This window comes from Micromonospora cremea (assembly GCF_900143515.1).
Taxonomy (GTDB): Bacteria; Actinomycetota; Actinomycetes; order Mycobacteriales; family Micromonosporaceae; genus Micromonospora; species Micromonospora cremea.
In genome coordinates this window covers 3,799,605-3,812,205 of record NZ_FSQT01000002.1, presented here as the reverse complement: position 1 = coordinate 3,812,205, position 12,601 = coordinate 3,799,605, and the positions used below count along the sequence as shown (strand labels likewise).

13 protein-coding genes are annotated in these 12,601 nt (G+C 73.6%); 2 read left to right on the top strand and 11 right to left on the bottom strand.

Annotation, left to right across the window (positions count from 1 at the left end; translation table 11 throughout):
* Window positions 1–80 precede the first annotated feature (80 nt).
* The 4 genes from BUS84_RS31335 to BUS84_RS31320 all read right to left on the bottom strand — a co-directional run bounded on the left by BUS84_RS31335 (window position 81) and on the right by BUS84_RS31320 (window position 4,278).
* Complete coding sequence (locus BUS84_RS31335) at window positions 81–281, bottom strand: DUF3046 domain-containing protein (RefSeq protein WP_074318010.1); 201 nt, start codon at window positions 279–281, stop codon at window positions 81–83.
* Between the two features lie 4 nt (window positions 282–285).
* Window positions 286–1,671, bottom strand: coding sequence for an MFS transporter (locus BUS84_RS31330; protein WP_074318008.1), 1,386 nt, complete (start codon window positions 1,669–1,671; stop codon window positions 286–288).
* A 236-nt stretch (window positions 1,672–1,907) separates the two neighbouring features.
* A complete protein-coding gene (locus BUS84_RS31325) occupies window positions 1,908–2,612 on the bottom strand; it encodes a UdgX family uracil-DNA binding protein (RefSeq protein WP_074318006.1) in 705 nt (234 codons plus the stop codon).
* 325 nt (window positions 2,613–2,937) lie between these two features.
* The gene (locus tag BUS84_RS31320; RefSeq protein WP_074318005.1) at window positions 2,938–4,278 is read right to left on the bottom strand and encodes an aminotransferase class I/II-fold pyridoxal phosphate-dependent enzyme; all 1,341 of its coding nucleotides are present in this window, start codon (window positions 4,276–4,278) and stop codon (window positions 2,938–2,940) included.
* Between the two features lie 34 nt (window positions 4,279–4,312).
* Here BUS84_RS31320 and BUS84_RS31315 point away from each other — a divergent pair, with 34 nt between their 5' ends.
* Both BUS84_RS31315 and leuE read left to right on the top strand, forming a co-directional pair.
* Entirely contained in the window at window positions 4,313–5,554 is a 1,242-nt protein-coding gene (locus BUS84_RS31315; protein ID WP_074318003.1) for a bifunctional pyridoxamine 5'-phosphate oxidase family protein/GNAT family N-acetyltransferase, read from the top strand.
* Entirely contained in the window at window positions 5,554–6,225 is a 672-nt protein-coding gene (gene leuE, locus BUS84_RS31310) for a leucine efflux protein LeuE (RefSeq protein ID WP_074318001.1), read from the top strand. Before BUS84_RS31315 ends, leuE begins: the two co-directional genes overlap by 1 nt.
* Before the next feature lie 10 nt (window positions 6,226–6,235).
* On the opposite strand, the gene BUS84_RS31305 is transcribed toward leuE, so the two are convergent.
* The 7 genes from BUS84_RS31305 to BUS84_RS31275 form a co-directional block, all read right to left on the bottom strand.
* Window positions 6,236–7,165: a sporulation protein gene (locus tag BUS84_RS31305; RefSeq protein ID WP_074317999.1), complete on the bottom strand. Its 930-nt coding sequence runs from the start codon at window positions 7,163–7,165 to the stop codon at window positions 6,236–6,238.
* Window positions 7,166–7,247: 82 nt separating this feature from the next.
* Complete coding sequence (locus BUS84_RS31300; protein ID WP_074317997.1) at window positions 7,248–8,312, bottom strand: hemolysin family protein; 1,065 nt, start codon at window positions 8,310–8,312, stop codon at window positions 7,248–7,250.
* The gene (locus BUS84_RS31295) at window positions 8,309–9,676 is read right to left on the bottom strand and encodes a hemolysin family protein (protein ID WP_074317995.1); all 1,368 of its coding nucleotides are present in this window, start codon (window positions 9,674–9,676) and stop codon (window positions 8,309–8,311) included. Before BUS84_RS31295 ends, BUS84_RS31300 begins: the two co-directional genes overlap by 4 nt.
* Window positions 9,677–9,859: 183 nt before the next feature.
* Complete coding sequence (gene mnhG / locus BUS84_RS31290; protein ID WP_074317993.1) at window positions 9,860–10,222, bottom strand: monovalent cation/H(+) antiporter subunit G; 363 nt, start codon at window positions 10,220–10,222, stop codon at window positions 9,860–9,862.
* Window positions 10,219–10,482, bottom strand: a complete 264-nt coding sequence (locus BUS84_RS31285) for an MrpF/PhaF family protein (protein ID WP_143728578.1) — start codon at window positions 10,480–10,482, stop codon at window positions 10,219–10,221. Before BUS84_RS31285 ends, mnhG begins: the two co-directional genes overlap by 4 nt.
* Window positions 10,479–11,093, bottom strand: coding sequence for a Na+/H+ antiporter subunit E (locus tag BUS84_RS31280; protein WP_074317991.1), 615 nt, complete (start codon window positions 11,091–11,093; stop codon window positions 10,479–10,481). Before BUS84_RS31280 ends, BUS84_RS31285 begins: the two co-directional genes overlap by 4 nt.
* Window positions 11,090–12,595 (bottom strand): Na+/H+ antiporter subunit D, encoded by a 1,506-nt coding sequence (locus tag BUS84_RS31275; RefSeq protein ID WP_074317989.1) that lies wholly within the window; start codon window positions 12,593–12,595, stop codon window positions 11,090–11,092. The genes BUS84_RS31280 and BUS84_RS31275 overlap by 4 nt, the downstream gene beginning before the upstream one ends.
* Window positions 12,596–12,601: the final 6 nt, after the last annotated feature.

The window sequence follows — 12,601 nt, the reverse complement described above, 5'->3', positions numbered from 1 at the left end:
GGACGAGCACCCCGCTGTGGACAATAGCCGAACAGGTGTACGACTCGACAAGCGACACGCGGAAGCCACAAAAAGGCTGCTCAGCGTAGTCGAGCGGGCACCCGGTCGGGGTACGCGGCGCAGACCGCCCGCCACACCACGTGCGTCTGCTCCCCCGACGCCAGCGCCTGCTCGATGGTGCGCCCATCGAGCTGGGACAGCACCTGGTCGCGGGCGATGCTGGCCGCGTAGCCGGGGCCGAACGCCTCCTCCAGCCGCGCCCAGAAGTCGGTCAGCCGCACGTGATCAGCCCTCCTCATCCGGTGCCCCGGTCGGCACCGGCCGCAACGCTAGCGCCACCAGGGGCACCGTCGCGACCGCCGCGAGCAGGGCGAGCACCGGATAACCGGCCATCTGCATGACAAACCCGCTGACCATGGCGGCGCCGGCTCCGGCCAGCCCCATGGTCAGGTCGGACAGTCCCTGGACGCTCGGCCGCACGTCGGCCGGCACCGACTCGGAGAGCAGTGTCGAGCCGGCCACCATCGTCCCCGACCATCCCAGCCCGAGCAGGACCAGACCCACCGAGAGCCGGGGCGTGTGGTGCCCGGCGGTGCCGGCGACCGCGCAGGCCGCCAGCAGCAGCCCGACCCCACCGAGGATCACCGCCCGCCGGCCGAGCCGGTCGGTGAGCCAGCCGACCAGCGGGGAGAACGCGTACATGCCGGCGATGTGCAGGCTCAGCACGATGCCGACCAGCCGCAGCACGTCGGCGTCGGCGTGCGACTCACCGAGCCGGACCGGGGTCATCGACATCACCGCCACCATCACCAGGTGGCCGACCGCCACCGCCGCGATGCCGAGCCGGGCCGCCGGCCGTCCGCGTACCACCGACCAGGCCGTCCGCATCCCGGCCCTGCGCGACGGGCGCGCCCGGACCGGCGCGGTGGCCGGTGCCGCACCGCCACCGGCCGGACCACCGTCCGCCGGCGCCTCGGCCGCCACGACAGTCGCCGGCACGTCGGCGGCGGGCGGTGCGTCAGCCGCCGCGAGACGGCGCGCGGTGAGCAGCGGGTCGGGCCGGAGCAATCCGAGGAGTACGCCGCCGGCGAGCACGAACGCGACCGCGCTGAACGCGAACGGGCCGGCCAGCGGCGGCAGCCCCCAGCCGGTGGTGACCCGGTCGGCCAGCGCGGCGAAGTTCGGCGCGGCGACCGCGCCGATGGTGGTGGCCCACACGATCAGGGAGAGCTGCCGGCCCCGGCGAGCCGGCTCGGCGAGGTCCACCGCCGTGTAGCGGGCCTGGAGGTTCGCGGCGGTGCCTCCGCCGAAGAGCAGCATGCCGAGGAAGAGCAGCGGCACCCAGCGGGTGGCCGCGGCCAGCACCACCAGGACGCCGCCGACGGCACCGACCGCGTACGCCACCACCAGGCCCGGCCGCCGGCCGTGCCGCGCCATGATCCGGGTGACCGGGATGGCGAGCAGCGCCGCGCCCACCACCCCGGCGCTCTGCGCCAGCCCGGCCACCGCCGTGCCGGCGATCCGGGCGGCGAGCAGCGCACCGACGGCGATGCCGATGGTCACGCCGACGCCGCCGATGATCTGGGTGGTGAAGAGCAGCCGCAGGGTACGCCGCTGGATCGGCGCGACGTCGGGCCGGACGGTACGCGGCGCGGTCAGGTCGGTGGCCATCGGCGCTCCTCAGGACGGGGGTGACCCATCCTCGCGCACCCGTGCCGATCAGCGGCAGTGGGTTTCGCTGTCGGCCGAGCCGACGCTCGTCGCTCCGGCGTCGCCGCAGGGGCTCGGCGCGGTCAGCTCAGGACATCCGCCGGACGCCCGCAATCTCAGCCGCGTCGTCAATCTTGGACAGTTGTCGATCGCAGCGAACGGAAACGGTCCAAGATCTGGAGCCGCACGGCAACGTGTCAGCCGGCCAGGGCGCGGGCGGCGACGGTGAGGTCGGTGACCAGGCCCTCGTATGCCTTGTCCTGATCGTCGGCGCGCAGCACCGCGGACGGGTGGATGGTGGCGAGCAGGCGGGCCTGGGGCGCGTCGGCCACCCTGCCGGCGCTGTCCACCGGCACCTGGGTGAAGTCCTCCGGATGCTGGGCCGACGCCGGCCAGGGCAGCAGCTCCCCGCGCTGCTTCGTCACCCGGAACGTCGGGCCGAGCAGCGCCTTCGCGGCGGTGGCGCCGAGCACCACGACGATCTCCGGGTCGAGCCGGGCGAACTCGGCGACCAGCCAGGGTCGGCAGGCGGTGATGTGCATCCGGTCCGGGGTCTGGTGGATACGCCGCTTGCCGCGCACCTCGAAGCGGAAGTGCTTCACCGCGTTGGTGAGATAGATCTGCGCGGGGTCGAGCCCGGCGTCGTCGACGGCCTTGCGCAGCAGCCGGCCGGCCGGACCGACGAAGGGCAGCCCCTTCTGGTCCTCCATGTCGCCGGGCTGTTCGCCGACCAGCACCACCCGGGCGCTCTCGTCGCCCCGGCCGAAGACCGTCTGCGTGGCGTCCCGGTACAGCTCGCACCCCTGGCAGCCGCCCGAGGCGGCGCGCAGCTCGTCGATGGTGTCCGCGCCCGGCGGGATGAACCGCTGGGCGCCCGGGGCGCTCCCGGTCTGCTCGGCCATGCCGACTGTTATATACCCGTTCGCCGTCCGACGCCCGGTACGCCATGGTGGAGCGCCGGCACCGTCGGCGGCGCCGCGTCAGTACCCGTTGCCGCCACCATCACCACCGGACGCGAGCGCGATCAGCACGATCACGATGATGATGATCACCACCGCCACCGCGATCCAGAGCCCCTTGCGTGAGCCACCTGAAGCCATGTCATCCACCTCCGGCGGCCCGCATACCCACCCCAACCGTCTCGAATCGTCGCGATACCGCACTTTCTGCCCCTACCAAACCGGGACGGTCCGGCTTGGCGGCGACCGCCGCGGCAACTCCCGTGGGTCAGGTGGAGAAGCCGGGGGGCGGGGTGGGATGGGCGGCGCGGGCCAGAGCGGCCGCCAGGGGGGACAGATCCTGGGCGGTGAGAGGGCTGACGGTGATCCGGAGGGCGGGCGGGGCGGCGATCCGGTAGAGGGCTCCGGGGGCCACCGACCAGCCGGCGTCGCGCAGTGCGGTGACCGCGCTGGTCTCGTCCGCCACCGGCAGCCAGACGTTGATGCCGCTGCGGCCGTGCGCGGGCAGGCCGTGCTCGGCCAGGGCGGCCAGCAACCCCTCGCGCCGCCGCTCGTAGCTCTCCGCCGCCCGCTCCACCACCTCAGCGACCGCCGGGTCGCGCCACAGCGCGAGCACCAGCCGTTGGAGCACGGTGGAGACCCAGCCGGCGCCGACCCGCGTCCTGCCGGTCACCCGGGCCACCGTGGTCTCGTCGCCGACCAACACGGCCAGCCGCAGGTCCGGGCCGAAGGGTTTGCTCACCGAACGGAGAAAGGCCCAGCTCGCGGTCGCGCCGGCCAGGGGATGCAGCGGTACGCGGGCCAGCTCGGCGGCATGGTCGTCCTCGATCAGCAGCAGGTCCCGCCGGCCGGCGAGCAGCGCCCGCAGCTCCCCGGCCCGGGCGGCGGAGACGGCCGCGCCGGTCGGGTTCTGCGCCCGACTGGTGACGACCAATGCCCGCGCCCCGGCGGCCAACGCGGCGGCCACCCCGGCCACCAGCGGCCCCTCGTCGTCCAGCGGTACGCCGATCGGGCGCAGCCCCAGCGCGGCGACGAGGTCGAGCAGGTTGGCCCAGCCCGGGTCCTCCACCGCGACCGCGTCGCCGGGGCGCAGGTGGGCGCCGAGCAGCCGCTCGATGCCGTCCAGCGCGCCACCGGTGAGGGTGAGATCCCCGGCCGGCACACCGTCGGCGCTCAGTCGGGCGCGGGCCGCCACGGCCAGCTCGGGCAGCACACCGGCGTCGGAGTAGCCGACCGGCGGGCCGGTTTCGGCGGCGAGCGCCGCCAGGTGCGGGCCGAGGGCGGGCAGCAGCCGGGGATCTGGCTCACCCCGGGACAGGTCACGGGCCCCGGGCAACGGCGCCGGACGCAACGCGGAGCGGCGGGCGGCCACGGGCGGGCGGGGGCGGACCCGGGTGCCGTGCCGACCGGCGGTGGCGAGCAGGCCGCGTTGGCGCAGCTCCTGGTAGGCGCGGGCGACCGTGGCCGGGCTGACGCCCAGCTCGGCGGCGAGCACCCGGACCGGCGGCAGGGCGGCACCGGGCGCCAGGCCCCCCGTACGGATGCCCGACTCGATGCTGGCCGAAATCGCGACGGCCGTCGCCCCGGCGAACTGATAGCGTGCTGACACAAATAAGAGATTGTACTAGAACAAAGGGGCGAGCATGTACCCACCCACCGCCCGGACCATCCCCAGCCGTTCCCGCGACCGGATGAGCTACGACCGGGCCACCGCGCACGCCGTGCTCGACGAGGCGTACCACTGCGCGCTCGGCTTCACCGTCGACAGCCAGCCGCGGGTGCTGCCCACCCTGCACGTACGCATCGGCGACACGCTCTACCTGCACGGCTCCACCGGCAGCCGGCCACTGCTCGCCGCCCGGGGCGACGGACTGCCGGTCTGCGTCGCGGTGACGCTGCTCGACGGGCTGGTCTACGCCCGCTCCCAGTTCCACCACAGCGCCAACTACCGCTCGGTGGTCGCGATCGGCACCGCCCGACTGGTCACCGACGAGCGGGAGAAGAGCGCCATGCTCACCGCGCTGGTGGAGAAGGTCGGCCCGGGACGCAGCGCGGCCAGCCGGCCGCCCAACCGGCGGGAGCTGGCCGAGACCGCCGTGCTGGCGCTGCCACTGCGCGAGGTGTCGGTCCGGGCCCGCACCGGTGGGGTCCGCGAGGACGAGGCCGACCTGCACCTGCCGCACTGGGCCGGCGTGCTGCCGCTACGGCTCACCCCCGGGTTGCCGGAGCCGGACGCCGGGGTCACCGCGCCGCTGCCGGCGTACCTGCGGGCGACCCGCACGCCCTGGCACGACCCGACGCCGATGGCCGGCGAGCACGTCCGGCTGGAGCCGCTGGACCTGACACACGCCGACGAGCTGCACACCGCCACCGCCGACGCGGAGGTCTGGCGGCACCTCAACGTCGCGCTGCCGACCACCCCGGCCGGAACCGCCGAGGTGATCACCGGCGCGCTGGCCGCCCAGCACCGCGGCGAGCGGGTGGCCTGGGCGCAGCGCTGCGCGGCGACCGGGGCGGTGGTCGGCACCACCTCCTACTACGACATCGACCCGGAGCGGCGATCGGTGGCGATCGGGCACACCTTCCTCGGCCGGCCGTGGTGGCGGACCGGGATCAACACCGAGGCGAAGCTGCTGCTGCTCAGCCGGGCCTTCGACGAGCTGGGCGCGGTGCGGGTGGCCTGGCACACCGACATCCGCAACGAACGCTCGCAGGCGGCCATCGAGCGGCTCGGCGCAACCCGGGAGGGCGTGCTGCGGATGCACCGGCAGCGCCCGGACGGCTCCTGGCGGGACACCGTGCAGTACGCGATGACCGTCGACGAGTGGCCGAACGCACAGGCCAGGCTGCGGGAAAGGCTTCACCGGACGGCACCCGTGGCGTGATGATGGCGGGCGTGCTGGGGATCACCGACATCTGGACGTACGTGCTGGGCACCGTGGCGATCATCCTGCTGCCCGGGCCGAACTCGCTCTTCGTGCTCTCCACCGCCGCCAAGCGGGGCGTGGCGGCCGGTTACCGGGCGGCGGGCGGGGTGTTCGTCGGCGACGGAGTGCTGATGTTCCTCTCCGCCGCCGGGGTGGCGTCGGTGCTCAAGGCGTACCCACCGCTGTTCCTGGTGATCAAGTACGCCGGCGCCGCGTACCTCGGTTATGTCGGGGTGACCATGCTGCGCGGCGCCTGGCGTCGCTGGCGCGACCGCAACGACCCGAGCACGCCGCGGCTCATCGACGCCGCCGAGCCGGCGGCGATGCGCAGCCCGTTCCGCAAGGCGCTGGTGATCAGCCTGCTGAACCCGAAGGCGATCCTGTTCTTCATCTCGTTCTTCATCCAGTTCGTCGACCCCGGCTACGCCTGGCCGGCGCTGTCGTTCCTGCTGCTCGGGCTGATCGCCCAGGTGACCAGCGCGATCTACCTGACCGCGTTGATCTTCGCGGGCACCTTCCTGGCCGCGCAGTTCCGCCAGCGTCGCCGGCTCGCCGTCGGCGGCACCACCGCCGTCGCCGCGCTCTTCCTCGCCTTCAGCCTCAAACTGGCCACCGCCAGCGCCGGCTGACCCGCCCGGGTCAGGTGCCGTCGCCGCCGGAGCCGCCGCCACCGACCCCGGCGGCGCCGGCGGTGCCACCGAGCCCGTAGCCGTGCTGGACCGGCTCGTCGGGGTGGCGGCTGACGTGGGCGGACTCGTTGAGCTGAGCGGACCAGTCGGCGTGTGCCGCCGCCGCCGCGTGCCGGTTGATCGCCTGGCGCAGCCAGCCGTCCACGGTGGCGACCCAGTCCCGCCTGTCGGCGTCCGCATGCCAGATCCGGAACCGGCTGATGCTCTGGTGGGTGATCCCGGCCAGCGCCAGCCGGCGGTCCATCCAGAAGATCGCCTCCAGGCCCGCCGAGTTGGTCACGAAGATCACCTCCAGCTCGGTGATCGGACCGGCGTAGAGCGGCGCCACCCAGTAGCCCCACCGCTGATGCAGCGGCAGGGTGTGCGCCACCCCGGGCAGCCCACCCTCCTGCAGCCCGGCCTGGCGGATCATGAAACCCAGCGTCTCCAGCGCCGCCAGCACGTGCTCCTGAGTCGGGATCGGGTGCACGAAGACCGGCACCATGGCCCCCTGATCCAGATCCGGGTCGACGGAGACCTCGGTACGCAGCCCCATCCGCAGGCTCAGCAGCGGCACCCCGCCGAAGATGGTCACCGGGGTCTCCCACGGCAGCGGCAGCGCGAAGTCGACCGCCCGCCGCCGACCGGCCGGTACGACGAACCGGCCGGCGATCGGCAGCTGAAAGAACTGCACCAGGCGCTTGGCGGCGGCCGGGTCATCCGGCTCGACCGTGGTGACCAGGCCGAGCCGGATGTGCCGCACCAGGACGTCGTCCGGCCCGGCCGCCAACGTCACCCGCCCCGGCAGGCGCAGGCCCGGACGGGTACTCGGGTTGGGAAGCGTGGTCTGCACGGACAGCCCTGTCCAGCCGGACTCCCGGGACACCCCCGTCAGCCGCACCGCGCCCCCTTTTTCCGGAAGGGACCCTGCTGGTCCGCACCAGCCGCGCCTACCCGGTCGAGGTCACCTCAAGCCCGCCGGATCAGCGCAACCGCCGCCCGCGCGGCACCGTGTCGGTCTCGTCGTCGAACTCGCCGATGACCTCCTCCAGCAGGTCCTCGAGGGCGACGAAGCCGATCGGCCGGGCCGGGCCACCGCCGTTGCGCACCAGCGCGAGCTGGGACTGCCGGGCCCGCATCGCGGCCACCGCCTCGGTGACCGAGGACGTCGCGGGCAGCGTGAACGCGGACGTCATCAGCTCACCGGCGGTGGCGACCCGACCGGTGGTGACCACCCGCACCGCCTCCCGCACGTGCACCAGGCCGCAGACGTCACCCGCCGCGTCCAGCACCGCCAGCCGGGACCGGCCGCTGTCCCGGCTGACCTGCTCGATCCGCTCGGCCGGGTCGTCCCGGCGGACCGTGACCATGGTGGCGAACGGCTCCATCACCTGCGCCACCGACGTGCCCTGCAACTCCAACATGCTGGTGAGCAGTTGGTGCTGCTCGGCGCCGAGCAGCCCGTGCTCACGCGACTGCTCCAGCAGCATCCGCAGCTCGTCCGGGCCGTGCACCTGGGCCAGCTGATCCTGCTGGTTGACCCCGACCAGCCGCAGGATCGCGTTGGCCAGCGCGTTCAGCGCGGAGAGCACCGGCCGGGCCACCCGGGCGAAGGCACGGAACGGCAGCGCGAGCAGCGTCGCCGAGCGCTCCGCGTCGGTGATCGCCCACGACTTCGGCGCCATCTCCCCCACCACCAGGTGCAGGAAGGTGACCAACCCCAGGGCGAAGACCAGGGCGATCAGGTGGCTGGCCGCGTCCGGCAGCCCCACCGCGTGCAGCAGTGGGCTGAGCAGGTGCTCGATCGCCGGCTCGGCCAGCGCACCGAGGCCCAGGGTGCACAGGGTGATGCCGAGCTGCGCGCCCGCCAGCATCAGCGACAACTCGCGGACGCCGTCCAGCGCGGCCCGTGCCGCCCGGCCACCGCTGGCCGCCGCCTGCTCCAGGCGGTACCGCTTGCTGGCCACCAGGGCGAACTCGGCGGCCACGAAGAACCCGTTCAGCGCCAGCAGGATCACCGAGCTGAACAGCGCGATCCCCGGACTCATGCGGCCACCTCGCGCCGCTCGCCCGGCTCGGTCAGCTGCAACCGCACCGAATCGGCCACGTGCCGGTCCACGGCCAGCACCTCGACCAGTGCCCGGGGTTCCGCCTCGCCGTCCTCGGCGTCGGCGCCCTCGGGCAGCAGGCTGATCTCCAGCCGGTCGCCGACCTCCGGCACCCGGCCCAGCTCCCGCATGACCAGGCCGGAGAGGGTGTCGTACTCCGGGGCCTCGGGCAGGGCGATGCCGGTGCTGTCGGCGACCTCGTCGATCCGCCAGCGGGCCGGCACCACCCAGGACCCGTCGTCCTGCCGCGCGGGCGCCCGCTCCGGTGGGTCGTCCTCGTCCCGGATCGGACCGACCAGCTCCTCGGCGATGTCCTCCAGCGTAATCACGCCGGCGAAGCCGCCGTACTCGTCGACCACGCAGGCCATCTGCCGATGCCCGGACCGCAGCCGGTCGAGCACCGTGGGCAACGGCAACGTCTCGGGCACCAGCAGCGGCGGCCCGGCCACCGCGCTCACCGGGGTGGTGGCCCGCTCCCCCGGCGGTACGCCGAGCACGTCGGCGATGCCGACGACGCCGATCAGGTCGTCGACGCCCTCCGCGCCGCGCACCGGGAAACGGGAGTGGCCGCTGTCCAGCAGCTCGACCACCCGGCTCACCGGCTCGTGCGCCCGTACGGTGTGCACGTCGACTCGGGGCACCATGGCCTCGCCGGCGGTCAGCTCGCGGAAATCCAGCCCCCGGTCGAGCAGCGTGGACATCTCCGCGTCCAGGCTGCCCTCCTCGCGGGACTCGGCGATGATCTGTTCCAGGTCGGCCGGGGTGGCTCCGCTGGGCAGCTCCTCGATTGGCTCGATGCCGATCCGACGGAGCAGCCGCACCGACGCCCGGTCGAAGAGCCGGATCACCGGCCCGGCGACGGTGAGGTACACCAGGGTGGACCGGCTCAGCGCCCGGGCCAGCGGCTCGGCCCGGGCGATGGCCAGGTTCTTCGGGGCCAGCTCACCGAGGACCATCTGGACCACGGTGGCGATGACCAGCGCCAACACCACCGACAGCGGCAGGCTGACCGCCTCGCCGACGCCGGCGACGCCGAGCAGGTCGGCGAGGCCGCCGCCGAGGTACGGCTCGGCGACGTACCCGACCAGCAGCGCGGTGACGGTGATGCCGAGCTGCGCGCCGGAGAGCATGAAGGAGAGTCGGCTGGTGACGGTCAGGGCCCGGGCGGCGGCTGCGTCGCCGTCATCGGCGAGCTGGCGGAGCTTGCCCCGGTCGACGGCGACATAGCCGAACTCCTGCGCCACGAAGTAACCGGTGGCGGCGGTGAGCACGATGATCAGAAGGAGACCGACGACGATCAACACGGGTCGCTCAGGGCTCCCGGGGTCGTCGGAACGGGAATATGCCGGGCACGACCCGGCTGGCTACTGCTGCCCTCCTGGGCAGAAGAGTCGATCATGCCCCCATTTTATCGGTGCTGGCTGGGACCCCGCTGAGGGTGGGCCGAAGGCGCCGATCGTCCGATTCCTGAGCGGCGGCCCAGGCCGTCACCCCGGCCCCGCCGGCCCGCCGCCCGGTCCGCGTTCGGCCAACTCGTCCGCGTCGAGCAGGTCCCGGTCGAACCGGCCGGCCCGGTACGCGGCCCGACCGATCATCTGTGCCGCGACGGGCGCGGTGGCCAGCTGGAAGACCGCCACCAGCAGGATCATGCCGAAATCCGCCTGGGACCGCAGCCGCAGCGTGATGCCGAGCAGCAACAGGAGCACCCCGAGCACCTGTGGTTTGGTGGCCGCGTGCATCCGGGACAGCGCGTCCGGAAAGCGCAGCACGCCGATCCCGGCGGCCAGGCCGAGCAGCGCGCCGGCCACCAGGCAACCGGCACCGAGCCAGTCCGCGATCGTCCCGATCATGCCTGCTCCCGGACGGCGAAGCGGACCAGCGACACCGAACCGACGAAGCCGAGCAGGGAGAGCACCACCAGGACGGGCAGCGTCGTGGCGTGCCGGTTGACCGCGGCCTCGGCGCCCACCGCGCCGACCATGGTGGCGAGCAGCATGTCCGCGGCGATCACCCGGTCCAGCAGCGACGGGCCCCGGTAGAGCCGGGTCAGCGCGAGCAGCGCGGTCACCGAGAGCAGGGCGGTGAGGACGACGGCCAGGAACGTGATCACGGCAGGGTTCCCTTCTCGACAGGATCGGTCTCGACGCGGCGCAGTTCGGCGGCGGAGCCCACCGCCCGGACGATCCGCCGCTCGACGGCGAGGGTGCGCTCCCGGGCGGAGGTCAGCTCCGCGGGCCCGTGGGTGTCCAGCACGTGCAGGTAGAGCGTTCCGGAGTCCCGGTCCACCTCGAGGATCAGCGTGCCGGGCACCAGCGAGACCGCCTCCGCGGTGAGCGCCAGGTTCAGGTCGGTGGGCACCCGCAGCCGCACCGCGATGATCGCCCCGCGCGGTCGGTAGCCGGGCTGCACCGCGATCCGGGCCACGTGCAGGCTCGCGCCGACCAGTTCGGTGCCGAACCGGACCGCGAACACCAGCAGCGCGCGGGGGCGCAGCCGGCCGGCGAAGGTGACCGCCGGCAGCGGAAAGAACAGCAGCACCGCGCCGCCCACCAGCAGGCCTCCGGCCAGGTTCGCCCAGTTGACCTCGCCCCAGAGCAGGCTCCAGACCACCACCAGCCAGCCGAGCGCCAGCGCCTGGTCCCGCCAGCGTCCGAGCCGGCGCCGCCGTGGCGCGGCCGGCTCGTCGGCGCCGCTCGGGGCCGACCCGCTCGCGCCGGTCACGGCGCGCCGACCGGCAGCACGGCCCGCACGTACGGGGTGCGCGAGCGCAAATCGGCGGCCGCGTCGGCGGTGACCTCGAAGAGCGGACCGGCCAGCACGGTCAGCGCCAACCCGAACGCGACCAGGGCCACGGTGGCCCCGACCATCAGCCTGGGCAGCTGGACGGCCGGCTCGGTGGTGGCCAACCGGGGCGACCGCCAGAAGGCGATGTTCCACAGCCGGGAGGCCACATAGAGGGTGAGCAGGCTGGTCAGCGTGCCGGCCGCGACGAGCACCCCGGGCAGCGGCCCGCCGGCCGCCACCCCGGCCTGGAGCAGGCCGAGCTTGCCGAGGAAACCGGAGAACGGTGGCACGCCGGCGAGGTTCATCGCCGGGACGAAGAACAGCACGCCGAGCAGCGGTGCCATCCGGGCCAGCCCGCCGAGGCGGCGCAGGTCGGTGCTGCCGGCCCGCTCCTCGACCAGCCCGGCGACCAGGAACAGCGTGGTCTGGATGGTGATGTGGTGCACCACATAGAAGATCGCGCCGGAGAGCCCCGCGACGGTGCTCAACGCCACCCCGAAGATCATGTAGCCGATGTGGCTGACCAGCGTGAACGAGAAGAGCCGCTTCATGTCCGACTGGGCCACCGCGCCCAGGATGCCGACCACCATGGTCAGCCCGGCGACGACCATGAGCAGTTCGTCGGCCTGCCCGCCCGGAAAGAGCAGCGTCTCGGTGCGGATGATCGCGTAGACGCCCACCTTGGTCAGCAACCCCGCGAAGACCGCGGTGACCGGAGCCGGCGCCGTGGGATAGCTGTCCGGCAGCCAGGCCGAGAGCGGAAAGACCGCCGCCTTGATGGCGAACGCGAGCAGGAGCATCAGTTCCAGGGTCAGCCGCACGCCGGCGGGCAGGTCGTCGAGGCGCTGGGCGAGTTGGGCCAGGTTGAGCGTGCCGGTGGCCGCGTACACCAGCCCTACCCCGGCCAGGAAGATCATCGAGGAGAGGATGCTGACCACCACGTACGTCGATCCGGTGCGGATGCGGATCTCGGTGCCGCCCAGGGTGATCAGCACGAAGCTGGCGGCCAGCAGGATCTCGAAGCCGACGAAGAGGTTGAACAGGTCACCGGCGAGGAACGCGTTGGTGACGCCGGCGGTGAGCACCAGGTACGTCGGGTGGAAGATGACCACCGGCGCGGTCTCGCCGGTCTCGCTGCGGCCCTGGCCGATCGAGTACAGCAACACGCAGAGGATGACCGACGAGGAGACCACCAGCATCAGCGCGGCGAGCTGGTCCGCGACCAGGACGATCCCGACCGGCGCCGGCCACCCGCCGATCGCCATCACCACCGGCCCGTACCGGTACGCCTGCACCAGCAGCAGCAGCGCCACGATGAGGGTGCCGCTCAGGCAGAGCACACTGACCGCGCGTTGGAGCCCCGGCCGGGCGGCCAGCAGCAGGGTCAGCGCCGCGCCGAGCAGCGGCATCACCACCGGCAGTGGCAGCAGCCGGCTCATCGCGTC

What these genes read in the sequence shown, in the direction of transcription:
- mnhG (WP_074317993.1), bottom strand. Translation starts at nt 10,222, where the DNA reads ATGATCGGGACGATCGCGGACTGGCTCGGTGCCGGTTGCCTGGTGGCC.
- BUS84_RS31325 (WP_074318006.1), bottom strand. Translation starts at nt 2,612, where the DNA reads ATGGCCGAGCAGACCGGGAGCGCCCCGGGCGCCCAGCGGTTCATCCCG.
- BUS84_RS31275 (WP_074317989.1), bottom strand. Translation starts at nt 12,595, where the DNA reads ATGAGCCGGCTGCTGCCACTGCCGGTGGTGATGCCGCTGCTCGGCGCG.
- BUS84_RS31330 (WP_074318008.1), bottom strand. Translation starts at nt 1,671, where the DNA reads ATGGCCACCGACCTGACCGCGCCGCGTACCGTCCGGCCCGACGTCGCG.
- BUS84_RS31300 (WP_074317997.1), bottom strand. Translation starts at nt 8,312, where the DNA reads ATGAGTCCGGGGATCGCGCTGTTCAGCTCGGTGATCCTGCTGGCGCTG.
- leuE (WP_074318001.1), top strand. Translation starts at nt 5,554, where the DNA reads ATGATGGCGGGCGTGCTGGGGATCACCGACATCTGGACGTACGTGCTG.
- BUS84_RS31315 (WP_074318003.1), top strand. Translation starts at nt 4,313, where the DNA reads ATGTACCCACCCACCGCCCGGACCATCCCCAGCCGTTCCCGCGACCGG.